The organism is Gluconacetobacter dulcium, from assembly GCF_014174165.1.
Classification (GTDB): domain Bacteria; phylum Pseudomonadota; class Alphaproteobacteria; order Acetobacterales; family Acetobacteraceae; genus Gluconacetobacter; species Gluconacetobacter dulcium.
This window is the reverse complement of sequence record NZ_JABEQN010000001.1, coordinates 142565-165504: the sequence shown is the minus strand read 5'-3', so window position 1 is coordinate 165504 and position 22940 is coordinate 142565. Positions and strand designations below refer to the sequence as shown.

The 22940-nt window shown below is 64.1% G+C and carries 21 protein-coding genes; 12 read left to right on the top strand and 9 right to left on the bottom strand.

Features of this window, described 5'->3' with window-relative positions:
* Position 1 precedes the first annotated feature (1 nt).
* Genes HLH25_RS00775 through HLH25_RS00765 form a run of 3 tightly spaced genes read right to left on the bottom strand, consistent with a single transcriptional unit; the run spans position 2 to position 4841 of the window.
* Entirely contained in the window at positions 2 to 2791 is a 2790-nt protein-coding gene (locus tag HLH25_RS00775) for a DUF4159 domain-containing protein (RefSeq protein WP_182972245.1), read from the bottom strand.
* Entirely contained in the window at positions 2788 to 3783 is a 996-nt protein-coding gene (locus HLH25_RS00770; RefSeq protein WP_182972244.1) for a DUF58 domain-containing protein, read from the bottom strand. Before HLH25_RS00770 ends, HLH25_RS00775 begins: the two co-directional genes overlap by 4 nt.
* A gap of 8 nt (positions 3784 to 3791) precedes the next feature.
* Entirely contained in the window at positions 3792 to 4841 is a 1050-nt protein-coding gene (locus tag HLH25_RS00765; protein WP_182972243.1) for an AAA family ATPase, read from the bottom strand.
* Between the two features lie 160 nt (positions 4842 to 5001).
* Between HLH25_RS00765 and HLH25_RS00760 the strand changes: the two genes are divergently transcribed.
* The 7 genes from HLH25_RS00760 to HLH25_RS00730 all read left to right on the top strand — a co-directional run bounded on the left by HLH25_RS00760 (position 5002) and on the right by HLH25_RS00730 (position 12524).
* The gene (locus HLH25_RS00760; RefSeq protein ID WP_246400907.1) at positions 5002 to 5538 is read left to right on the top strand and encodes a DUF1285 domain-containing protein; all 537 of its coding nucleotides are present in this window, start codon (positions 5002 to 5004) and stop codon (positions 5536 to 5538) included.
* Positions 5511 to 6752, top strand: coding sequence for a CCA tRNA nucleotidyltransferase (locus HLH25_RS00755; RefSeq protein ID WP_182972241.1), 1242 nt, complete (start codon positions 5511 to 5513; stop codon positions 6750 to 6752). Before HLH25_RS00760 ends, HLH25_RS00755 begins: the two co-directional genes overlap by 28 nt.
* A 109-nt stretch (positions 6753 to 6861) precedes the next feature.
* The gene (locus HLH25_RS00750) at positions 6862 to 8631 is read left to right on the top strand and encodes an ABC transporter ATP-binding protein (RefSeq protein WP_246400750.1); all 1770 of its coding nucleotides are present in this window, start codon (positions 6862 to 6864) and stop codon (positions 8629 to 8631) included.
* A 149-nt stretch (positions 8632 to 8780) separates the two neighbouring features.
* The gene (locus HLH25_RS00745) at positions 8781 to 9872 is read left to right on the top strand and encodes an HlyD family secretion protein (RefSeq protein ID WP_182972239.1); all 1092 of its coding nucleotides are present in this window, start codon (positions 8781 to 8783) and stop codon (positions 9870 to 9872) included.
* Positions 9869 to 11464: a DHA2 family efflux MFS transporter permease subunit gene (locus tag HLH25_RS00740; protein ID WP_182972238.1), complete on the top strand. Its 1596-nt coding sequence runs from the start codon at positions 9869 to 9871 to the stop codon at positions 11462 to 11464. Before HLH25_RS00745 ends, HLH25_RS00740 begins: the two co-directional genes overlap by 4 nt.
* Positions 11461 to 11886 (top strand): NUDIX hydrolase, encoded by a 426-nt coding sequence (locus HLH25_RS00735; RefSeq protein WP_220791614.1) that lies wholly within the window; start codon positions 11461 to 11463, stop codon positions 11884 to 11886. Before HLH25_RS00740 ends, HLH25_RS00735 begins: the two co-directional genes overlap by 4 nt.
* Positions 11887 to 12011: 125 nt before the next feature.
* Positions 12012 to 12524, top strand: coding sequence for an MAPEG family protein (locus HLH25_RS00730; RefSeq protein ID WP_182972237.1), 513 nt, complete (start codon positions 12012 to 12014; stop codon positions 12522 to 12524).
* A 61-nt stretch (positions 12525 to 12585) separates the two neighbouring features.
* Here the strand turns inward: HLH25_RS00730 and HLH25_RS20730 are convergent, their stop codons facing one another.
* Positions 12586 to 12942, bottom strand: a complete 357-nt coding sequence (locus HLH25_RS20730) for a carbohydrate porin (protein WP_182972236.1) — start codon at positions 12940 to 12942, stop codon at positions 12586 to 12588.
* A gap of 59 nt (positions 12943 to 13001) precedes the next feature.
* Positions 13002 to 14114 (bottom strand): GNAT family N-acetyltransferase, encoded by a 1113-nt coding sequence (locus HLH25_RS00720; RefSeq protein WP_182972235.1) that lies wholly within the window; start codon positions 14112 to 14114, stop codon positions 13002 to 13004.
* A 209-nt stretch (positions 14115 to 14323) separates the two neighbouring features.
* Between HLH25_RS00720 and HLH25_RS20725 the strand changes: the two genes are divergently transcribed.
* The 4 genes from HLH25_RS20725 (at position 14324) to HLH25_RS20720 (ending at position 17724) form a co-directional block, all read left to right on the top strand.
* Complete coding sequence (locus tag HLH25_RS20725; RefSeq protein WP_182972234.1) at positions 14324 to 14629, top strand: DNA methyltransferase; 306 nt, start codon at positions 14324 to 14326, stop codon at positions 14627 to 14629.
* A 33-nt stretch (positions 14630 to 14662) separates the two neighbouring features.
* On the top strand, positions 14663 to 15400 hold the full coding sequence (locus HLH25_RS00710; protein ID WP_182972233.1) for a metallophosphoesterase family protein: 738 nt from the start codon (positions 14663 to 14665) through the stop codon (positions 15398 to 15400).
* A 474-nt stretch (positions 15401 to 15874) separates the two neighbouring features.
* Positions 15875 to 16867: a ParA family protein gene (locus HLH25_RS00705; RefSeq protein ID WP_182972232.1), complete on the top strand. Its 993-nt coding sequence runs from the start codon at positions 15875 to 15877 to the stop codon at positions 16865 to 16867.
* Positions 16867 to 17724 carry an SIR2 family protein gene (locus HLH25_RS20720; protein ID WP_182972231.1) on the top strand — a complete coding sequence of 286 codons (858 nt, stop codon included), beginning with the start codon at positions 16867 to 16869 and terminating at the stop codon, positions 17722 to 17724. The genes HLH25_RS00705 and HLH25_RS20720 overlap by 1 nt, the downstream gene beginning before the upstream one ends.
* A gap of 372 nt (positions 17725 to 18096) precedes the next feature.
* On the opposite strand, the gene HLH25_RS00695 is transcribed toward HLH25_RS20720, so the two are convergent.
* The gene (locus HLH25_RS00695; protein WP_310889035.1) at positions 18097 to 18549 is read right to left on the bottom strand and encodes a MarR family winged helix-turn-helix transcriptional regulator; all 453 of its coding nucleotides are present in this window, start codon (positions 18547 to 18549) and stop codon (positions 18097 to 18099) included.
* Positions 18550 to 18616: 67 nt separating this feature from the next.
* Between HLH25_RS00695 and HLH25_RS00690 the strand changes: the two genes are divergently transcribed.
* Positions 18617 to 20161, top strand: coding sequence for an FAD-dependent oxidoreductase (locus tag HLH25_RS00690; RefSeq protein WP_182972230.1), 1545 nt, complete (start codon positions 18617 to 18619; stop codon positions 20159 to 20161).
* 371 nt (positions 20162 to 20532) lie between these two features.
* Here the strand turns inward: HLH25_RS00690 and HLH25_RS00685 are convergent, their stop codons facing one another.
* The 3 genes from HLH25_RS00685 to HLH25_RS00675 all read right to left on the bottom strand — a co-directional run bounded on the left by HLH25_RS00685 (position 20533) and on the right by HLH25_RS00675 (position 22909).
* Positions 20533 to 20940, bottom strand: a complete 408-nt coding sequence (locus HLH25_RS00685) for an NAD(P)H-binding protein (RefSeq protein ID WP_182972229.1) — start codon at positions 20938 to 20940, stop codon at positions 20533 to 20535.
* A gap of 106 nt (positions 20941 to 21046) precedes the next feature.
* Positions 21047 to 22261 carry an MFS transporter gene (locus HLH25_RS00680; RefSeq protein ID WP_182972228.1) on the bottom strand — a complete coding sequence of 405 codons (1215 nt, stop codon included), beginning with the start codon at positions 22259 to 22261 and terminating at the stop codon, positions 21047 to 21049.
* 66 nt (positions 22262 to 22327) lie between these two features.
* Complete coding sequence (locus tag HLH25_RS00675; RefSeq protein WP_182972227.1) at positions 22328 to 22909, bottom strand: isochorismatase family protein; 582 nt, start codon at positions 22907 to 22909, stop codon at positions 22328 to 22330.
* Positions 22910 to 22940: the final 31 nt, after the last annotated feature.

The following is a 22940-nucleotide window of genomic DNA, read 5'->3' as shown; positions in this document are numbered from 1 at the left end:
GTCATTCCCCCAGCCGCCGCAGCAGGGCCGGAACGTGGACCTGGTCCGCCTTGTAATTACCCGTCAGGGCGTAGAGTACGGCATTGACGCCGAACCGGTAGGCCATGACGCGCTGGGTGCTGCCGTCCGGCACCGTGGCGTAGGGGGTGTCGCCCTGTGCATCGACGGCCCAGGCATGAGCCCAGTCGCTGGATCCGATGATGACCGGGCTGACGCCGTCATTCGCGCTGTCGCCCTCGCGCGCCACCCAGACCGGCAATCCGTCATAGCGGCCCGGAAAGCTGTGCAGCAGGTAGAATGTGTGGGCCAGGACGTGCTTGTCGGTCAGCCGGGTAAGGGGGGGGACGTCCAGCCCCCTGGTCATGCGCCGCAGTGCCGCCGCCGTGCCGGGGGCCTGGGCGGCGAAGCCGGCACCGGAGGGGCTACCGGCGCCGGGCGCGGCGGGATCGACGCCCTGGCTGTCGATCAGCAGGATGCCGCCATGGCGCATATAAGCGTTCAGCGCCGCCGTGCGCGCGGGGTCGATCGTCGCGTCGGCCACCACCGGCCAATACAGCATCGGGTAGTAGGACAGGTCGTCGCGATCGGGCACCACCCCATCCGGGTGGCCCAGTACGGCGGAGGTCCGGGCGTTGGTGTAATCCGACAGACCTTGCAGCCCTTCACGCGAGACGGCGTCGATATCGGCGTGGCCGGTCTGGATATAGCCCAGCCTCGTTTCCAGTGCGGCGCCTGGTACGCCATCGGGGCGAGGATCGGCGCGGGCCGGGGACGACAGGGTGGCCAGCAGGATCGCGCCCGTCAGCGCTGCCTTTCGGCCTGACAGGCGGCCCGCCCGCAGCAGTAATGTCAGCATCGCGTCCAGCGCCAGCAGCAGCAGGGCGGCGGCGACCAGCCAGGGGCCGAGTGCGCGGTCGCGTGACTGGCCGCTCAACGTGACCTCGTGCCCGATGGTGCTTTGGGCGGCGAGTGGTCCGATGACGTCGCCCAGATTCAACGCCCGCCGACTGGCGCGTGGGCCATACAGGCCGGGCGGATGGGCGGCGGAGGCTGGTGTGGTGCCGAATGCATCGGATGGGAGAGCCCGCGCGGCCGGCGGGGGGGGGCTCAGGGTCGCGTCGGCATCCAGAGTCATGTAGGGCGCCAGCAGGCTGTGGTCGGCCGGGGCGTCGATACCGACCGAGCGTTCGGCCAGTCGGCGCAGCATATCGACGAACAGGCCCGACAGCGGCAGGTTGGACCATTCCGCCGTACTGGTGACATGGAACAGCACCACCTCGCCCGCGCCCAACGCGGCGTGGGTGACCAGCGGTGTGCCGTCGGTCAGACGCGCCCAGCTATGCGTGGCCAGGTCGGCTGCCGGGCGGGCCAGGACCTGACGGGATACCGTGACGTCGGCGGGAACCGCCAGTCCGTGGAACGGCGAATCATCGGGGAACGGAGCCAGATGTTCCGGCTTGCCCCAGGACATTGCGCCACCCAGTTGGCGTTCGCCGTCCATCAGGGGGACGGGGAGCAGGGCATCGGGTAGCGGGGAAGATGCGGCGGGGTTGCCCGAATCCATCCCTGAGTCCGGGGTGGTCGGGTCGTGGTCCGGACTGCCGTTCAGCAACGGGCCGGCGAAGCGGATCAGCATACCGCCCTTGCGCACCCATTCGGTAACGATACGTCGGGTTTCGGGGCTGTCCAGCGCGCCGTCCGGCGCGATCAGGATCGAAAGCGGGCGCTTCAGCAGCGTGGGCACCGGGCCTTCGCGCAGTTCGGCGGTGGGGGAGAGGGCGCGGCGGAGATAGAACAACGTGCCCACCAGCGGCGTATCTGTGCCGGCGACGCCGATCAGCCCTACCGGGCGGCGACGATCGCCCTCGTCCAGCAGGCGTACGCCGGCCGGGCCGGGCATGTCGCGCAGGACCAGTCGGCCGATCCGGTTACGCAGTTCGGCGGGTAATGCCACGCCGGCCGAGCCGTCCCGTGCGCCGGCCGCGACCGGCACCGGCACCAGCGACAGGACGCCGCCATCCATGGCCTCGGCGCGCACGGTCAACTGACGCGGATGGGGCAGGGGCAGGGTGCTGATGGCGATGTGCAATTGCTGGTCGCCATTGGTGGGGGCGGGTGTCAGGACCGCGATCGTTGCGTCGCGGTCGATCAGGGTCTGGACGGGACCGAGCGCGGTCAGTGTGGCGGCGAAAGCCGGGTCGTCGGCGCTTGCCAGGCCGTCGGAGACATAGACCACGCGCCCGTGCCACCCGCCGGATGCCAGGTCGCGCAATGCGCGCGTGGCGGCGGCGCGGTCGGTCGGCCAGGGCATGGGCCGCGTGGAATCCACCATGCCGCGCAACAGGGAGGGTGGTGTCGGCGCGCCGACGGAGGGCGCTTCGCCAGCCAGGCCGGGCGCGGTCGTCAGCAGGCGGACGGGATGCGTTGCGCGGTCCAGCACGGCATCGATGGCGGCCAGTCGGCGGGGCCAGTCGGGCACGGCGGCCCAGCCGTTGTCGAGGACGATGATCTGTTCGGTGCCCCGGCCGCCAGGTGCCGGCTGGCCGGCCCGGTCCTGGCGCAGCACCGGACCGGCCAGCCCGACGATGAGCACCGTGAGCGCCACGCAGCGGAGCAGCAGCAGCCAGAGTGGGGCGGTGGCGGCCTGGGTGACCCGTGCGCGCAAGCCGCGCAGCAACATGATGGCGGGGAAGGCGCGGCGCTGGGGCGGCGGCGGCAATGTGCGCAGCAGCAGCCACAGCACCGGCAGGATGGCCAGCGCCGCCAGTAGCCAGGGAAGCTGGAAGATCATGGGCGCTCTCCCCGCCCGGACAGGGCGGCGTGCAGGGCCAGGAGGGCCTCTTCGGGCCGGTGGTCGGTTGCATGGCGGATCAGGAGATGACCGTTGACGCGGCAGAGTTCCGCCAGGTCGGCCTGATGGCGGGCATAGGCCTCGCGATAGGCGCCGCGTACCTGTTCGACGCCGGGGAGCGTCAGCGTTTCCTCGCCTTCCAGGCCCGAAAAGCGGATATGTCCCGCGTAAGGCAGTTCGGCTTCCGCCGGGTCATTGACCAGAAGGAGCATGGCGTGGGCCGGGCGGGCCGTCAGGCCGCGCAGCAATGTCGCCATGGCCGGCAGTCCGCACAGCCCGTCGCCGATCAGGACGACCCTGGCATGCCGGGGGACCTGCTGCGGATGGGGCAGGCCGGCATCTTCCGGGTCGTGGTCCAAGGTGCGCATCAGGGCCACGGCCAGCCGGTCCAGCGCCGCCCGTCCGCCGGGGGGGATATCGACCGGTTCGCCCGGCGTGAGCAGGCGTACCCGTTCGCCCCGGCGTAGCAGCAGCGCGCCCAGCGCGAGGGTAAGCAGGATGGCGCAGTCCGATTTCAGCGGCAGCGTCGGCACGGAACGCCAGCGCATCGAGGCGCTGGGATCGCACCACAGGCAGACGGTCTGCGCGGCCTCGGCTTCGGTTTCGCGGACATAGGCCCGGCTGCTGCGTGCGGATTGCCGCCAGTCGATGCGCGTGACCGGCTCGCCGGGCTGGGCGGGGCGGAACTGCCAGAAATCCTCGCCCGGACCGGCCTGGCGCCGTCCATGGTGGCCGGCCGCGACGGTGGCGGCGATGCGCTGGGCGGACAGGATCAGCGCCGGCATGCGCGCGGCCAGGTTTTCCGCCGCCGCCAGCGGGACGGCGGCCGGAGTCAGGCCGGCATCGGGCGTATCCGTCATCGGGACGTGCCGCGCCAATGCGCGGCGCAGGAAGGCGGCCGCGCGGCCGGGCAGGGAAGGGGGCCGCGTCATCGCGACGCTCAGTCCAGCGTGCGGAGCAGGCCGTCGATCAGGTCCGGCAGGCGCCGGTTCTCGGCCCGGGCGGTGAAGGTGAGGGACATGCGGTGCGCCAGGACCGGTTGGGCGAGGGCCGCGATGTCGTCGATGCTGGGGGACAGGCGGCCGTCGAGCAGGGCGCGGGCGCGGGTGGCCAGCATCAGCGCCTGCGCAGCGCGGGGGCCGGGGCCCCAGGCCACGGAGTCGCGGATGGTGGCGTCCTGTGTCGTTTCCGGCCGGGCGGAGCGGACCAGCCGCACGATGGAATCCACCACCCGGTCGCCGACCGGCAGGGCGCGGACCAGGCGCTGGGCCTCGATCAGGTCGCGGTCGGTCAGGACCGGACGGGGCACGATGTCCTGGCTGCCCGTGGTGGCCAGCAGCATCGCGCGCTCGGCGGTCTCATCGGGGAAACCGAGGGGGATCTGGAGCATGAATCGGTCGAGCTGGGCCTCGGGGAGTGGGTAGGTGCCTTCCTGTTCGATGGGATTCTGGGTGGCAAGGACGTGGAACGGGGTGGGTAATGTGTGGTCGGTGCCGGCGATGGCGACCCGGTGTTCCTGCATGGCCTGCAACAGGGCGGACTGGGTGCGGGGGCTGGCGCGGTTGATTTCGTCGGCCATCAGCAACTGGCAGAAGACGGGGCCGGGTACGAAGCGGAAGCTGCGGCGGCCGTGTTCGTCCTCGTCGAGGATTTCGCTGCCGGTGATGTCGGACGGCATCAGGTCGGGCGTGAACTGCACGCGCCGGGCGTCCAGGCCCAGTACCGTTCCCAATGTCGTGACCAGCAGGGTCTTGCCCAGCCCCGGCGCGCCGACCAGCAGCGTGTGGCCGCCGGCCAGGATGCTGGTCAGCGTCTGGTCGATGACCGTGCGCTGGCCGTGGATGACGCGGCCGATTTCGGCCCGGGCCGCCCGCAGCAGACTGCCCAGGCGTTCGGCCTGTGCGAGGTCGGCGGTGGCGTTCGGGGCCGAGAAAGGGGGCAGGCCCGGCGCGGTGCCGGAGGCGGGGGGCAGGGCGTCCGATATCGTCATGCGCTCAATCTGACAGGTCTGGGGGTTTCATCAAGTCGGGGATGATCCCTATATCGGGGGTCTGACGATTCAACAGGCGTGGGTTATGCAGTTGGCTGACGATCTGAACAGGCGTGCCGTTGCGGCTTTCGATGGCGCCCAATGCTCCTCCCGCCCTGTCATGCCCTCCATGTCGGCGTCGTGCGGGGTGTTGCCGTTCCGGATACAGCGGGATGGGACATGGCTTTATCGCGGCACGCCGATCCGCCGCAAGCCGATGGTCTGCCTGTTCGCGTCGGTGCTGACGCGGGACGCCGAGGGGGCATACTGGCTACAGACGCCGACCGAACGCGGCACGATCGAGGTCGAGGATGCGCCGTTCGTGGCGATGGAGCTGCATTGGAGCGGCTGCGGGCGCGAGCAGGTGCTCTCCTTTCGGACGAATGTGGATCTGGTGGTCTGTGCCGGGCCGGACCACGCGATCGTGGCGGAATGGGATGTTCCCTGCGAGGAATGCGGCACTGGCCCGGTTCCCTATCTGCATGTGCGCGACGGTGCCGGGGCTTACCCGATCCAGGCCCGAATCGCCCGTTCGGTCTATTACGAACTGGCGGCCCTGGCGGTTCCCGGCACCTGTCGCGGCACGCCGTGCCTGGGCGTGTGGAGCCAGAATGTCTTTTTTCCCCTCTCATGCCTGCCGGCGGGGGACGGGAGCTGAACCGGGGTGGCGAACTGGCGGACCGGCTGGCGACCTTGCCGCCGGATGCGTGGCGGGGACTGACGCGGCTGTGGGGTTTGTTGCCGGGGGCGCGGCTGGTCGGCGGGGTTGTGCGCGACCTGCTGGCCGGACGGGCTGTGGCCGATATCGACATGGGTACGCCCGAACCGCCTGAGCGTGTGCAGGCGATTCTGACCGAGGCTGGAATCAAGGTCGTGGCCACCGGGTTGGCCCATGGCACGGTGACCGCCGTGATCGACGGCCGACCCTATGAAATCACCACGTTGCGTCGGGACGAGCGGACCGATGGGCGGCATGCCGTGGTGGCCTGGACCGATGACTGGGAAGAGGATGCGGCCCGGCGGGATTTCACGATCAATGCGATGTCCTGCGATCGGGACGGGGTGGTGCACGATTATTTCGGTGGCCGGGTGGATCTGGCGGCTGGGCGGGTGCGGTTCGTCGGCGATGCAGCGGCGCGCATTCGCGAGGACGCGCTGCGGGTTCTGCGCTTTTTCCGCTTTCACGCCCGCTATGGGCGGGGTGCGCCGGACGGGGCGGCGATGGACGCGATCGTGGCCTGTCGTGACGGCGTCTGTCGGCTTTCGGCCGAGCGGGTGTGGTCGGAGTTGCGGCGCATCCTCGCCGGGCCGGCCGTGGTGGCGACCCTGACGCTGATGGCGGAATGCGGTGTGCTGGCCATCCTGCTGCCGGAGGGATGCGACCTGCCGGCGCTGGCGCGGCTGATCGGGAGCGGAGCGCCGGATGACGCGGTGCTGCGTCTGGCGGTGCTGGCGCGGGCTGAGCCGGAGGAACTGGCCGGGCGCCTGCGCCTGTCGCGGGCCGATGTGGCGGCCCTTGCCGCGATCCGGTCGGGGCCGGAGCCTGATCCGGCGCTGGAGGAGGACGACCGCCGTCGCCTGCTGGCCGACGAGCCGGCACAGGCCCTGGTCGGGCGGAGCTGGCGGGTGCAGGCGGAGCGGCTGGGGACGGCATCACCCCTATGGGACGCGCTGCGGGCCGATCTGCTGGCCCGTGCGCGACCGGTCTTTCCGCTGGCGGGGCGGGATCTGGTGCAGGCCGGCATGGTGCCCGGCCCGCGTGTGGGGCAGGTGCTGGAACAGGTCCGCGCCTGGTGGCACGCCGGAGGGTGCCGGGCCGGGCGGCGGGCGTGTCTGGCGCAACTGGAGCGGCTGACGGCGGGGACCGCTTGATACCGGACGGCTCGCGGCCGGCAGCGGCGTTGCTTTCTTTGTCATCCACGGCTTGGTAAAGGGCTGCATGAACGTCGTTTCGTCCCGGACCCCGGCCTCTTCCCCGCCCATGCCTGCGCCGGCCCGGCCGGCGGGAGGCGATGCGCATGAGCGGGGCATGGACCTGCTGCGGCGCGTGTGGCGCGAGGACGTGCGCCACCATCGCGGACGGATCGCGGCGGTGATCGGGCTGACGATCCTGATGGCGTCGCTGACCGGGCTGTATCCGCTGGTCATCCAGCGGGCGCTGGATATGTTCGCCGACCACGATCCGCGCATTCTCTATCAGGTGCCGGCGCTCGTGATCCTGATCACCGCCGCCAAGGCGCTGTCGCAATACGGCCAGACCGTCGCGGTGCAGAACCTGGTGCTGGTGGTGATTCGCGGCTTGCAGGAGCGGATGTTCGCGCATCTGCTCCATGCCGACATCGCGCGGGTCGAGCGCGAGGCGCCGGCGCAGCTTGCCGCCCGGTTTACCACCGATGCCGTCTCGATCCGCGAGGCGATGATCCGTGTCGTCAATTCGCTGGGCGATGTCGTCACCGTCGCGGGGCTGGTGGTGTCGATGTTCTATATGGACTGGGAACTGAGCCTGATCGCGGCGGTGCTGTATCCGATCGCGGCGGTGCCGATCCAGCGGCTGGGTAAACGGGTCCGGCGGGCCTCGGGCGGCATGCAGGAGCGGATGGGCGAGACCTCTGCCCTGCTGACCGAGAGCTTTTCGCAGGCGCGCACCGTGCGGGTCTATCGTCTGGAGCAGGCGGAGACGAAACGGGTCGATCAGGCGTTCGACCAGTTGCATGCGGCCCTTCTGCGGATTGCGCGGGGGCGGGCGCGGGTCGATCCGGTGCTGGAAGTGCTGGGCGGGGCGGCGGTGGCCGCCGTACTGGGTTTTGCTGGCTGGCGTGCGGCGCTGGGCGGGGCGACGCTGGGCGATTTTTCGGGATTCGTGGCGGCGTTGCTGCTGGCCTCGCGGCCGTTGCGGGCGCTGGGGTCGCTGAATGCCGCGATGCAGGAAGGGTTTGCCGGGCTGGAGCGGATCTTCGCCGTGATCGACGAACCGGCCGATATCGTGGAGGCCCCCGATGCCGGGCCGCTGCCCGAGGGTAATGGCCATCTGCGTTTCGAGGCGGCCTCGTTCGTCTATCCCGATGGGCGGGTGGGGCTGAGCGGACTGAGTTTCGACGCGCGGCCGGGGTTGACGGTGGCTCTGGTCGGGCCGTCCGGTGCCGGGAAATCGACCGCGCTGTCGCTGATTCCGCGCCTGCATGATGTCAGTGGCGGGCGGATCGTGCTGGATGGGATGGATCTGCGGGCCGTGCGGCTGGCCGATCTGCGCGACGCCATTGCCTATGTCAGCCAGGATACGCTGCTGTTCGACCTGTCGGTGGCCGAAAATATCCGGGTGGGCCGGCCGAGTGCCACGGATGCCGATATTCGGGCGGCGGCGCGGGCGGCGGCGGCGGAAGCCTTTATCGACGCGCTGCCTGAGGGATTTGCCACCCGTGTCGGCCCTGGCGGGCAGCGCCTGTCGGGCGGCCAGCGCCAGCGGGTGGCGCTGGCGCGGGCGCTGCTGCGCGATCCGCGCGTGCTGTTGCTGGACGAGGCGACCAGCGCCCTGGACAGCGAGAGCGAGGCGCTGGTGCAGGAGGCACTGGGCCAGTTGCGGCAGGGGCGGACGACCATCGTCGTCGCCCATCGGCTGTCGACCGTGCGGTCGGCCGATCTGGTCGTGGTGCTGGCCGACGGGCAAGGGGTGGAATGCGGAACCCATGCCGACCTGATGGCGGCCGACGGGCTGTATGCCCGTATGGTACGAACCCAGGCTTTCGGCCTCTGAATCGCAGGCCGGGGGGAACCGGCCAGTCTTTTCGTCGTGTCTGCCGGGTGGGGCGGTTGATGGATCGGGGACTTCGTGTCATGGATTGACCGACCGGTTCGGTCATTCGACCGCGCTGACGCTATGAGCTGGAACGCAAGAGGAACCGTATGGCCGAGCAAGACGGCGCAGGGTCGGGCGACAAGCCGGAAGAATCGCGCAAAAAGAAACCCAACCCGCTGGTCCGTGTCGGCCTGATCCTGTTTGTCGTCGTCCTTGTGGTGGCGGCCGGGGTCTACTGGTTCCTGACCCGCCATGACGTTGAGACCGACGATGCGTTTACCGCCGGGCGTGCGGTGACCATTGCGCCGCATGTGCGCGGCTATGTGACGGAACTGCTGGTGAACGACAACCAGTTCGTCCATGCCGGGCAGGTGCTGGCGCGCATCGACGACCGCGACTATCGGGCGGCGCGCGATAATGCCGCGGCGACGTTGCAGGTCGCTCAGGCCCAGGCGGAAGGGGCGCAGTTCGGACTGACGGTCGCGCAGAAGGATTTTCCGGGCCGGTTGCTGATGGCGCAGGGCCAGTTGCAGGCCGCCCAGGCGCAGCAGTTCAGGGCCGAGACCGATTACCGCCGCCAGCACGCGGTGGCGCGGGCCGCCACCACGCAGCAGGATATCGACTACGCCACGGCGGCGCTTCAGGCCGCCAAGGCGCAGGTGACGCAGGCCGAGGGCAATCTGCGGATTGCCGAGCCGGTGCAGGCCAATATCTCGAACACCCAGACGCGGATCAGCCAGTATGACGCGCAGGTGGCGCAGGCCAGGGCGCAGTTGGTGCAGGCCGAACTGAACCTGGGATGGACGGAGATCCGTGCCCCGCATGATGGCTGGATTTCGCAGCGCAATATCGAGCGCGGCAGCTTTGTCAGCGAGGGGCAGTCGCTCTTCTCGATCGTCGAGCCGGAAGTGTGGGTGGTGGCGAACTACAAGGAAACCCAGATGACCCATATGCGGCCGGGTCAGAAGGTGGACATCGCGGTGGATGCCTATCCGTTCCTGAACCTGAAGGGGCACGTGGATTCGATCCAGCTTGGTACCGGGGCGACGTTCAGCGCCTTCCCGCCCGAGAACGCGACGGGCAACTATGTGAAGATCGTGCAGCGTGTGCCGGTGAAGATCGTGATCGATCAGGGGTTGCAGCCTGACCTGCCACTGTCGCTGGGGCTGTCGGTCGTGCCGACGGTGCATACGGAATGAGCGATGGCCCGGCGGCCGGCGCGTCTGCCCCGGCGGAGAGGCCATGGAAGCCCAAGGCGAATCCATGGCTGATCGCGGTCGTCGTGACGGTGGCCGCGTTCATGGAAATCCTGGACACGACCATCGTCAACGTCTCGCTGCCGCATATCGCCGGCAGCCTGTCTTCGACCTATGACGATGCGACCTGGACGCTGACATCGTATCTGGTGGCCAACGGCATCGTGCTGACCATTTCGGGGTGGCTGGGAAAGCTGCTGGGCCGAAAACGCTATTTCCTGATCTGTATCTTCATGTTCACCGTGTCGTCGTTTCTGTGCGGCATGGCGACCAGCCTGCCGGAACTGATTCTGTTCCGGCTGATGCAGGGGTTTTTCGGCGGCGGGCTGCAACCCAACCAGCAATCGATCATCCTCGATACCTTCCCGCCCGAAAAGCGGGCGGCGGCGTTCGGGCTGACGGCGATTGCCACCATCGTCGCGCCCGTGATCGGGCCGGCGCTGGGCGGGTGGATTACCGACAATTATTCCTGGCGCTGGATCTTTTTCATCAACGTGCCCGTGGGGCTGGCGGCGACGTTTGCCGTGTCGATGATCGTGGAGGACCCGCCGTGGGCGGGCAAACAGAAGGCGCCGCTGGATATCGTGGGGATCGGGTTGATCGCCATCGGGTTCGGCTGCCTGGAAGTCGCGGTCGATCGCGGCGAGGACGAGGACTGGTTCGGTTCGTCCATGATCCGGATCATGGCGGTTCTGGCTGTGCTGGGAATCGGCGGTGCCGTGGCATGGTTGTTGCGGACCAAAAAGCCGGCCGTGGACCTGCGGGTTTTCAAGGACCGGAATTTTGCGACCGGCACGCTGCTGATCGGGGCGGTGGGCGCGCTGCTCTATGCCTCGGCGATCATCGTGCCGCAGTTCGCGCAGCAGGTGATGGGCTATAACGCCACGCTTTCGGGCCTGATCCTGTCACCGGGTGGCATCGCGGTCATCATCCTGATTCCGCTGGTCGGGCGGTCGATGAAATATGTGAGCCTGCGGACGCTGATCGCGATGGGCTTCTGCTTCATGGGCGTGTCGCTGTTCTGGTCGGCCCATCTGGTGCCGCTGCTGGATTTCCGGCATCTCGTGCTGTTCCGCATGAGCCAGACGGCCAGCCTGGCCTTTCTGTTCGTGCCGATTTCGACCATCACCTTCGCGACCCTGCCGCGCGAGTTGAACGGCGATGCCTCGGCGCTGTTCAGCATGGCGCGTAATGTGCTGGGGTCGATCGCGATTTCGGGTTCCACCGCCACGCTGACGGAGATCCGTCAGGCGCATCAGACGCAGATGGTGCATTGGATGACGCCGTTTCATCAGCCCTATAACGACTATCTGGCCAGGGTGAAGCAGGCGGCGAGCGGGCACGGGGTGGCGCAGGGGGCATTGAATGCGGTCGCGCAGCATCGGCTGTTCGTCGAATTCACGCGGCAGATTTCGATCCTGGCCTACAATGAAGTGTTCATGATCCTGGGGATCGGGGCCTTTCTTGTCGTGCCGTTCTGCTTCCTGCTGTCGCCGATCAAGGGGGGCGGCAAGAAGCCGTCGGCCGGGCATTGAGCGGCAGGAAGACGCGGGGGCGGGTGATCAGCGTCGTGTCGGCTGCGATCGTGCGGGATGGGGCGCTGCTGGTGGTGCGCAAGCGCGGCACCGACAGCTTCATGCTGCCGGGTGGCAAGGGCGAGCCCGGCGAGACCGAGGCCGAAACCCTGCAACGGGAACTGCGCGAGGAGCTGGGTTGCGGGCTGCATTCTGACGGGCTGGCGCTGCTGGGGCATTTCGAGGCGCCGGCGGCCAACGAGCCGGGATGCCTGGTCCGGGCGGCGATCTATCGTGGGGACCTGGACGGCGTGCCGGTGATCGCGGCGGAAATCGCGGAGATGCTGTGGCTGGATGTGGAGGGGGAGGAAGACCCGCCGATCCGGCTGGCCCCGCTGCTGAACCGGCATGTGCTGCCGGCCCTGCGCGACGTGGTGGCATAGTCCCTCTCCGATCGACGAATGGGGATGCAAGGGCCGAGGCCCTTGCCGGGTTCGGGCAGAGCCCGACCTTTTCCGCGCGGCCGGCCCATGCGCGCATCGGATGGCGCTGACGGAGGGAGGAACGCATGACGGAGAAACAGATCGGAACGGCCAGGGGCATGGCGATCGGGGCGCTGGTGTCGGTGGTGGTGATTGGTCTTCAATATCGTTTCAGGGTGCTTGTGCCCGCCGAGGCGTCCTTTCTCTCTGACATCCGGTTCGTCATGAGGGCCGATATCGTTCTGGTCCTGTGGCTGCTGGCGGGTATCGCGCGGATCGCGACGGTACGGTTTTTCTCGCCGCAGGATATAGACGGCAGCGGGCTGACGACGCCTTCGGCGGCGGTTTCGGTCGATCGTGCCGTGCTTCAGAATACGCTCGAACAGCTTGTGCTGGCGCAAGGGGCCTATTTTGCCATGGTGGCGGCCAGCCATCGGACGGTGGTTCTGATTCCGGCCCTCGTGCTGCTGTTTAGCGTTGGGCGGCTGCTTTTCTGGAGGGGATATGAACGGGGGGCGGCGCATCGTGCCTGTGGTTTTGCGCTGACGTTCTATCCCACGATATTCGCCTGTCTGGTGGCGGTCGTTGCCATGGTGTGATCCGGGGCCGCCATGGGGCATGGTCACATTCTATTGTGTCTTTGAGGTCGGTATGGCCGCGTCAGACCAGCAGCCTCTCCCGGTGAAAAGGAAAGGTGCAGGCCAGCGGAAAAGCTGTGCGTGATTTTCGGATCGGGCTGCGTGATGGTGTAGATCTGCTGGTTCGGAGGGAAATGAAAGCGGCAAAGGGCGTAAGCCGCACTTCAGCTACGAGGTGGATACTGTAATCCGCCTCAAGCGTCTGCTCATGGGCGGACATGTGGCCGGAGCGGCCCGAAGCCATGATCCTGTCATCCAGATAATCTGTAGCGTTCCTGTTGAGATGGTGTTCTGTCGCCTTGAACGCCAGAAAATCATGCCTGCGACTGGGGAATCGCGCTGGTCTCGATGGATCGGCAGCGGAGACGCGCCGATGCAAGGTGCGTGCGGCGCTCGCTGTCAGGGGCGGTTCGCATTTCTTGTATCGGCATCTCTGCCCTACTGTTTTTGAAGAACGGTGGCCGTCACGACCTGATGGGGAGTAAAGCCAAGCGACCGATATAATGCGATGGCCGCTTTATTGTCGGAGTAAGTGTGGAGGAAAGGCGTCTCGCCTCTATCCAGAATACGCTGGGCGACAATACGCATGAGAAATCCAGCATATCCGCGTCCTCGATAGTGAGGGTGAGTGCATACACCGCTGACCTCCGTAAAATTTCCTGGCTTCATGCGTTCTCCAGCCATGGCGACCAGACGTCCCGCTTCGCGGATACCGACGAAACCGCCCAACTGCCATGTGTCTGCCAGGAAAGGGCCAGGGACAGTGAGCATCGCGAGCTCTCGCATTTCAACGATGTCGTCTGCCCCTAGATCAAAGAAAGAAAAATCGTGTTCACTATCAGACATATGCGATGCCACCATCTGTAGGCATTCCGCAGTTTTTACGACTTTCAGGCCAGGCGGGGTGGGAAAGCTTTCCTTTTCCACGAGCCAGATCTCTTCATCCGGAGAGAGCAATTCCCCAAATGCCCGAAGATCAATGTCTGTGGCTCCGGCGGACGCGCCGAACGGGGTAATCGTTCTTTGGTAGCACAATGCATGACTATTACCGACAGAGAGTGCGCTTTGCCGGCCCGTGAGAGCATGCCAGACGGGGCGATTCAGAACATCTAACGGAGGTAAGGCGGGTGTGCGGGTGAGCAAATTCCGAACTGAAGTCAGTGCCTGCGCGAGTGTCTGCCGTTCAGTCTCATTCAATTGTAACAGGGTAGCCTCAATGACATCGTATTGTCTTTGATCGACGTTTTCGAAAACGATACGTCCCTTGGCAGTCAGTTTCATGGGGCGTGAACGGCCATCTTCCGATGATCGTTCGCGTGCTATCCATCCTTCATTCTCGAACCGACGTATCATGCGGCTCAGATACCCGCGATCCAGTGTCAGGACATCCTGCAGGACATTGGCCTGAACGGGTTCGCGGTTTGCGATTTCCAGGAGAAGACGGGCTTCCGTCAGCGTCATGTCGCTGCCCAGAAAGCGTGAATCGAGCGCCCCGACATATCGCGTGTAAAAGCGGTTGAAATCACGAACCGCTGCTATCGCCTGTTTCATATTCATCCATTCTGGCAAAAAAGTTGCCTGAAGCAACTATATGCCTGATCGAGAGACAATGCACGCGTTTTGACTGGAAAGAGCCCGCTTCATGGCGAACGAACCCTGTCGCAAGGTGACGGACAGGGAGGCGGTTGAGATCGGCAAGCGGGCGGGGGGCTTATCCTGAATTCATGTGCCTCGTGTGATGCTGGAGAAGGAGACGCATCATGTCCTGGCGCAAGAGGCCGGTGGCGGCATTGCTTCCGCTGGTAGAAGCCTTCTGCCCGGTCGGTGGCCTGGTCCTGGACCCGTTCGCGGGTTCGGGTTCGTCTTTGGTGGCGGTGGAGCATCTGGGGCGAGACTGGCCGGGCATGGAACTGGAACCGGACCACCTGGTCACGCTAACCTGCCGGGAGGTCTGGCACGGAACGGCGAGGGGACGGCGTAAGTGCCCCCTTTCTTCATCTCACCTGCTCGCCAGTTCCAACCGCAAGGCCAGTCTCAGCCGGACGCGCACGGTTCCGGTCGCGTAGACTGCCGCGACGGGGTTGGAATATGCTGGCGGCATGAGGATTGCCGTGATCGCCGATGTCCATGGGAACAGCCTGGCTCTGGAAGCCGTGCTGCATGATATTGCCCATGAAAATCCCGACCTGATCGTGAATCTGGGGGATCTGGTTTCCGGACCGTTCGACCCGGCGCGCAGTGCGGATATTCAAATGTCGCTTTCTGCCGTAACGGTGGCAGGCAATCACGAACGCCAGTTGCTGACAGGCGGGGCGGGTGCCTCCGATGCTTATGCGCGGCCGCGCCTGTCGGAAGACCATTGGAAATGGCTGCGGTCGCTTCCCGGTACGGCGAGGTTGCTGGATGGGCGGGTGTTCGCCTGTCATGGCAGCCCGGCCGGAGGCGACCTGGAATACTTTCTGGAAGATGTCTCGACGGGGCACGCGCGGCTTGATCGCCCTGACGCTATCCGCCGTCGGCTGGTCGGGGCCGGTGATGCGCAACTCGTGCTGTGTGGGCATACCCATATCCCGCGTGTCGTTGTGAGTGATGGCGTTGTTATCGTTAATCCTGGCAGCGTCGGGATGCCTGCCTATGACGACGATCGCCCGGTCGCGCATGTCATGGAGGCGGGGTGCCCACATGCGCGCTATGCTCTGGTCGCCCCATCGCCTTCGGGATGGCGCGTCGACCTGCGGGCCGTTCCCTATGATTTCGAGGCGGCTGCGCGACAGGCGGAGCAGGCCGGACGGCCTGAAATCGCGTTTGGGGTGCGTACAGGTCGAATGCCGTGCTGAATGGTGTTGGGCGCGGGGGCTTTTTGCGCGACCTGGGGAGGTGACGATTCGGCGTATGGTTTTCGGTTTTGCGATGCGCGGTTTGGGCGTCGGGATGACGGTGAGTGCTGCCTGTCTGCTCAATTTTCGAAGCCGACAGGCAGATATGGGGGGAAAGCGGACCGGCAGCTTCTGGGCAGCGAACTAGAGAAACCGCTACCAAATTAATTACGCTTTGTGCAGATCGTCTGGGCAGGCTTCATTATGGGACGATATTGGGTCACAGATTGAAATCATAGGACGGTTTAGGTCGATTTGATACTTGATGAACAACTTTCTGCATTCAATAATGCGCCTCAGTCGAGTTGTTGTTGCCATGTAAACAGAGAGGGTTAGCTTGCAACTTCTGTTTGAGTGCTCAAACACACTGGGACGCCTCTTGCATGACAAGAAATTTGATCTATTAAAATCTAAGAGAGTATTTCGGAGGGCGGAATGGCCACATCAATAGCGTTCTTTAATAATAAGGGCGGAGTGGGAAAAACGACGTTGCTATGCAATGTAGCCGCCTACGCAGCTGAGGAATACAAATTTCGCGTCCTGGTGATTGACGCGGATCCACAGTGCAATGCGACTCAATATATGTTTGACGACAAGAAACTTACGTACTTTTATGATGAAACTTCATCTTTCACGCTTCATAATGTGATACGGCCGCTCTCACTTGGTAAAGGCTACAGCAAAGAGTTCAATGTCAGCACAAGTCCACGTTTCGGTGTGGATGTATTGCCAGGGGATCCTAGACTAGCTCTAGCTGAAGATTTACTCGCGCAGGATTGGGGGGCGGCGATTGGCGGCGACCCGCGCGGCATGCGAACGACGTTGATGTTCGCAGAGCTCATGAAGCGCTGCGAGGATTACGACCTCGTATTTTTTGATGTGGGTCCATCACTTGGTTCTATCAATCGTTCTGTTTTGTTGGCTAGCGACTATTTCGTGGCCCCCATGTCCATAGACATCTTCAGCGTTAAGGCGATCGACAACATTGCTGCATGGATGTCTAGGTGGCGAAAGCAATGGATTTCTGGCGTTGAGAACGTCGATGATCCTGATGACGTCGGCACAAATCTCGCTAGAAGTATCGGATTCCTTGGCTATGCATCTCAACACTATATTGCCAAAGCAGACGCTTTTGGCACGAAACGTGCTGTGAATGCTTATGAGAAAATTATGAAGCAATTCGAGAGCATAGTGTCTTCGAAGCTATCAACAATTGCTCCGCCTCCCAGTAAAATTACTAGCTTCCTACTAGGTTCAATTCCCAACCTCCATAGTCTTATCCCCATGTCGCAAACCGCCCGTGCCCCGGTGTTTGACCTTAAGGCGGCTGACGGCGTAAAGGGCGCTCACTTTTCGAAGGTAAAGGACGCTCGTGAAACATTCGGCACAGTCGCAGAAGAAATTCTTGCTCGGGCGGGATTGAAGTAATGATCAATTGGCCAGAACAGCTTAAACGCGATCTTATATCTAGGCGAGTTGTCGTTTTCCTCGGTAGTGGAGTTAGCAAAAACTCGGTGGGTAAAGACGGAGAAACGCGTCCTCCACTATGGAGCGAGTTCCTTGAACGTGGTTTGGCCAAGATTGGATCTAAGGGCACGGCTCATATCAGACGAGCGATCAAAGATAATGATTTGCTACACGCTTGTGAGTGGATCAAAAGCAGGATGGAAGAGGAGTGGGAACACTTTATTAGGGAATGCTTCATCACGCCTGCGTATGCGCCCGCTGAGATACACAAGCTAATATTCAACTTGGACCAAAGAATATATTTGACACCAAATTTCGATCAAATATTTGAAAATTATGTGATGAGCGAGACTGGTGGTCAAGTGACGGTTAAACGGTATTCTGACCCAGACGTGCACAATTTTTTGCGAGAGGACCGGACCCACATTATTAAGGTCCACGGATCAATCGACCACCCCAACGAACTGATATTCTCAAATCACGATTATGCTAAAGCGAGAGTATCTTACTCGGCATTCTATGACGTTCTAGATGCTTGCCTCTTGTCTCATACTTTTTTAATTATCGGATGTGGCATCTCAGACCCAGACCTCAGTCTGCTTCTCGAAAACCAGCGTTTCAATTTTCCAAATTCACGACCACATTACTTAGTAACATCATCGCATATAGCGCCAGATATGGTGAAATCGTTGCGATCAAATCGGAACTTAAAGTGTCTCTGCTATGATCCGGATAATCACCACGCTGATCTGGTAAGGTCACTCGAAAAGCTTGTCGAATTGATGGATCAAGTGCCTGCCCAGCCCCTTATCAACTAGCAATTATTGCGAGTTCTCTTGCGTAGCTGTTTTCCTCCCCAACTGCTGACGCCTACTCATCGGCCTCATCACAGCGGAAACTGAGCTCGGATAGAGCGGATCGTAGAACTAGGATTTCAGATATCGTCATCGAAAGCTGCTATTCTGCATACTTTCGTGTGCATATCAAAGGAATTCGATAGGTTCTCTACCTTGTCGATTTGACACCGTAGACGCCTGAGCAGAACGACTGCTTTCGGGAATTTGCATAGCTAGACTGAATGGCAGGAATGAGGCGAAAGCAGCCTGTCTGTTTGATTCCGGAAGACGACATACAGCTTTACGAGGAAAGCACGCGGTCTGATGCTGATGACAGATATTTCACGGGATTGATCATCGCATCAGGTCGTCAGCGAAGCGTCGTAGAAGCGTTCGTAACTGATCGAGGTCAGTATCTGTCCAGTCGACAAGGATGCGGTTTGCCAGCCTTTCGCGGGCCGCATTCAGCATGCCGACCATTTCTCGTCCCTTTCCCGTCACGGTCGCTTCGCGAACACGTTTGTCCGTCGCGGACGGGTGGCGCTCGATGAGGCCCAGTTCCTCCAGCCTGCTCATCTGTCGGCTGATCGTGGTGTGGTCGCGGCCCGTCCGGTCGGCCAGATCGACCACGCCGATGGGACCGTAACGCCATACGCGCGCGAGAAGCGGAAACAGAGCCCGGTCCAGTGGAATGCCCGCTTCTTCGATCAACCGGTCGTCACGGCGCGGCCGATTGATCTCATCGACCAGGTCGATGATCGCGGCGTGGAGGCCGCGCAGGATTTCGGGATCGTGTGCATTATTCACGTTTTTCGTTGCCTTGGGAGCCAATCTCAGATACGTGAATATTGCACATTGATTCGTGGAGCTGCCAGTGTCTTTCGATACAGATGTCCTGATCTCGGGTGCGGGGGCCGCTGGCCTGACCCTTGCGATCGACCTCGCCCGCCGTGGGGTTTCGTTCCGACTGATCGAGCAGAGCGCGCAGCCGTTCAGCGGGTCGCGCGGCAAGGGCATCCAGCCCCGGACGATGGAAATTTTTGAAGACCTGGGCTTCGTCGACCGCGTGGCGGCGGCAGGCGGGCCTTATCCGCCGCTTTGTCAGTATCGTCCTGATGGAACCCATCAGATGTCGCTGCTGACGGAAGCGGACGTCTCCCCGTCTCCCGCCGAACCTTATGCCGCGCCGCTGATGCTGCCGCAGTTCGCAACCGAAGCGGTCATGCGGGAGCGGCTTGCCGAACTGGGTCATTATCCCTGCTTCGGCACGCGGCTGGTCGGATTCGAGCAGGACGGCGATGGCGAGGGCGGAGGCGCAGGCAGGGGCGGGGGCGTGACGGCAAGGGTGGAACGGGAAGGCGGCGCGTCGGTTATCCGTGCCCGGTTCCTTGTCGGGACCGATGGCGGCCGCAGCTTCGTGCGCCATGCCCTGGCGATCGATTTTCCGGGAGAGACGCTGGGCGTGCGCGCGATCGTTGCCGATGTGCGGCTGGAGGGGCTCGATCGGGTCGCCTGGCATCGTTTCCAGCTCGGTTCGCCCCGGACGCAGGTCTTGATTTGCCCGCTGGCCGGAACGGATCTGTTCCAGGTTCAGGCGCCCGTGGCGTTGGACGGAGAGATCGACCTGTCTCCGGCCGGACTGACCGCGCTCATCGGAGAGCGGACCGGCAGAGGGGACATTATCGTCCGCTCGGTGTCCTGGTCCTCGGTCTACACGATGAACGCGCGTCTGGCCGATCGCTATCGGGTCGGGCGCGTCTTCATCGCGGGGGATGCCGCGCATGTTCACCCGCCAACGGGCGGTCAGGGCCTCAATACCAGCGTACAGGACGCCTATAATCTTGGCTGGAAGCTGGCGGCCGTGCTCGCGGGGGCGCCGGAGGCGCTGCTCGACAGCTACGAGGCGGAGCGGCGACCGATCGCGTCGGACATGCTGCGTCTCTCGACGCGTCTGCTCGGGGAAGCAAAGCAGGGCACCATGCGGCGCGATCGCGAAGCGCGGCAGATCGACCTCGGCTATCGCGGTTCGTCGTTGAGCGTGCCCGGTTCGGTGGGTGGCACGGTGCAGGCGGGCGATCGCGCGCCCGATGCGCCCTGTCGCGGGCAGGCGGGGCAACGGACACGGCTGTTCATGCTCTTTCAGGGACCACACTGGACCTTGCTCGGTTATGAGGCGCGCGATCGGCCATCGGCCATCGCGGGCGTCCGTATCGTTACCGTCGGCGCCGGGCATGAACTCGTCGACGATGGCGGCCATATCGCCGAAGCGTACGGGATCGAACCCGGCCAATGGGTGCTCGTGCGTCCGGACGGCTATATCGCCGGGATCTTGTCCTCCGACGGATTGGAGCCGCAGCTTTCGCGCTACCTGGCGCACACGCTGCCGGCCCGCTCGGCCGAACGGCTCGAAAAATCATGATCCTGGGCTTTCAGACCTCGCTGGATTTTGCGCTCTTTCTGGTTCTGGCTATCACGGCGCGGTTTGCACAGTCCTGTGTCAATAAAATCCAGCTTAATTCCAGCGTACTTCCAGCGACGGCATGACCGTTTCCAACTGATGGATACGGTCGCCTATCTGTATTTCGTGGTCGAGGTCATCCGGCTCCGGGACTGAGCGAAAGGAGTCGAGACCCTGCTTTCGCTCGGACATCGGTGATCCCGGCGCCGTGTTTCCGGCTGCCTGCGGAATTTCCGCAAGCGGCGTCGGTCTGGTCCGGGCCGACGGGTTCGTCGTGTGGAAGGCCGTGCGGACAACGATTTTCTTTGAAACGGCGTTTCTGGCCGTTCTCGTCAACGCGTGGGGAGTGCGCGGGCCCGTGGCGTGATGCCGGCTGCGCGCGAGGGCAGAGCGCGTCGGCAATGGCTCGATCTCTCGCCGTCTGGATCGACGCGTGCGATCGTTCCACCATGTATGCCGGACAGGTCGGTCAAGGCCCGGATGCGATCGCGCGCGGGCTTGTCGTTGAGCATTGTCGGCCGGACGATGGTCCGGTCCAGGGTGCTGGCCCGGATAATGTCTTCCTGACGGTTCTTGTCGTCATAGATGTGGCGCAGCAGCAAGGGCAGGAGCGGCCGGCCGAAAAAGAAGCCGCCGTGTCCTCGGCTGTCGCCCGCGCCGAGGCCGGTGATGCATGCCAGCCGGCGGATCGTCCGCGCGTTCATCACGTCCATGAGCACGCGTGTTGCCGCATAGAGCATCGTCACTTTTCCGGAAAAAATCTTTGTTCCGTCGAGGTGAATGCGGTTAGGGCCGGTGCCGTGCCCGGATCTGGCGCGGCGGGCCGTCGCGATCAGGGTGGGGCAATCAGGGTGGGGTGTCCGGGTTTTGGCGGGGGAGTGCGACGAATGCCACGCACGCTGCGATCAGCCCGGCGACCGCGCCGATGCCGAGCGCCCAGCGTGGACCGAACGTGTTGGCGACCCAGCCGACGATCGGTGCCCCGATCGGTGTGCCACCGAGCGCCACGCCCACGCGCAGCGCCATGACGCGCCCGCGCATCTCGGGCGCTGTCGAAAGCTGCATCAGGCTGTTCGTCGTGTTGGTGACGGTCAGTGCGGCTACGCCGATTACGACCAGGGAAGCCGCGAAGGCCCAGTAGGTGGGCGCGATGGCCGCGAGGGCGCAGCCGGCGCCGAAAATGCCCGCGCCGGTCAGCAGCAGGTCGAAGCGGGGTGCCTTTCGGCCGGCACCGAGGAATGCGCCTGCCATCGTGCCGATCGCCATGATGGAGGATAACAGTCCGTAACCCTGGGCATTCGTGTGGAACACGCCGACGGCCATGGTCGAGATGAAGATCGGAAAGTTCAGTCCGAACGTGCCGATCAGGAAGAGCATGATCAGGATCGCCCGCAGGTCGCTGCGGCCCCATGCGTAGTGGAAACCCTCGGAGAAACCGCCTTTTTTCCGGTGTGCGCGGATCGCCGGTCGCAGTTCGCCGGCCCGCAGCGCCATGAGGGAGAGCAGCACGCCCGCAAACGAGGCGCCATTGATCAGGAACGCCCAGCCCGTGCCGATGGCCGCGATCACCAGCCCCGCCACGGCGGGGCCGATCATGCGCGCGGCATTGAATGAGGTGGCGTTGAGCGCCACCGCATTGTGCAGGTCCGTGTCTCCCACGAGTTCGGCTACGAAGGTCTGGCGGACGGGGGCGTCGAATGCGGCGGCGCATCCGAACAGGAAGGCGAAGACATCGACATGCCAGAGCCGCACGAGGCCGGTCACCGTCAACACACCCAGCGCCAGCGCCAGGACGCCCATTGTTGCCTGCGTGATCATCAGGAGTCTGCGCTGGTTGAAATGGTCGGCGGCGAACCCCGTCCAGGGCAACAGAAGCATCTGCGGCCCGAACTGCAACGCCATGACCAATCCGACGGCGGTGGCGTCGTGATGCGTCAGTTCTGTCAGGACCAGCCAGTCCTGGGCTGTCCGCTGCACCCAGGTGCCGATATTGGACACGAACGCGCCGCCAGCCCAGATCCGGTAATTGACGTTGCGCAGCGAGCGGAATGTTCCGGACATTGTAAAGATCACGGCTTTTCCGGTGTGTTGCCGCCGTGGATGTGTCGGGAATGCGGGAGCAGCAGATCAAGCCCCTGCATGTCCGGCATCTTCTCTTGTCGGTAACAGGGCCATGATATCCGCGCTCGTACCCGTCTCGCCGAGGCGGGGGAAAACGGACCGGATGCTGTAATCATGGGCTTCCGCGCGGGAATCCGTCATGGCGTCGCAGGCGAGCGTGACGTTGAAGCCGGCTTCATAAGCCTGGCGTGCGGTGGCTTCGACACCCGTGCCGGTCGCGACGCCGGCGACCACGATTTGCGTCACGCCGCGCGCCCTTAATTGTGCTTCCAGATCGGTGCTGGCAAAGGCGCCCCATGTCCGCTTCGTCACCACGATATCGTCAGGCAGTTGATCGAGTTCCGGCACGAGGTCCGTCCATCCTGTCGGGCGCGGGCCTGTCGGGCGTTGCTGTTCCGTCCGGCCGGGTGCGCTGCCGGCGACGTTGACCAGAACGACCGGCAGGGCGCGGGCGCGAAAGGCATCGGCCAGAGACCGGGCGTGCCAGATGACCGGTTCGATCGGGTGCGCGAGCGGCAGGCCGACGATGCCTTGCTGTAAATCGACGACGATCAGCGCGGTTACAGGGTCCAGTGTTGTCAGCGCCATGGGGCTCTCTTTTCCAAAAGCATAATCAGGG